The following is a 518-nucleotide window of genomic DNA, read 5'->3' on the forward strand; positions in this document are numbered from 1 at the left end:
AAGTCAAGCATTTTCCCAAAAAAACCACGCAAAAAGGCCGTCTGAAACAGCGTTAAATCTGTTTCAGACGGCCTTTAATCCTACCTTAAACGTCCCAGCCTCCATCATTCCTACCAGCCTCCCAGCAGCTCCATCAGCTCAGCCAGCAGCTCACTCAACGCGGCAGACATCAGCAGCTGCGTGGCATAGGCTTGGCTTTCGGCATCATCGCCGTGGTCTTCAGCTTCTTCCTGCACCACGTCCAGCCATTGGATGCGTTTCAGCGTAAGATCCCGTGTCAGGATAAACGCCACGCGTTCGTGCCACACCAAGCCCAGCTCGGTTACGGTCATGCCGTTTTTGGCATGGTGCACCACATCGTCGGCGGTCAGGTCTTTGCGGCTGATTTTGACTTTGGGGGCAACGTCGCCCGCGCCGACCAAGGTTACATCGCTGTCCAACTCAAAACGGCCTTGCGCTTGGCCTGCCAGCAGCCAGTCGGTCATCAGCGATGACGGCGATTGGCGGGTAACCGGCCT

At 56.6% G+C, this 518-nt stretch carries 1 protein-coding gene; it reads right to left on the bottom strand.

The features are described from left to right. Window positions 1-110: 110 nt before the first annotated feature. On the bottom strand, window positions 111-518 hold a 408-nt coding region (gene rdgC / locus CRG49_RS13050; RefSeq protein ID WP_198515183.1), incomplete at its 5' end, for a recombination-associated protein RdgC.

Origin of the sequence: Neisseria sp. N95_16 (assembly GCF_002551535.2) — a bacterium.
Taxonomy (GTDB): domain Bacteria; phylum Pseudomonadota; class Gammaproteobacteria; order Burkholderiales; family Neisseriaceae; genus Neisseria; species Neisseria brasiliensis.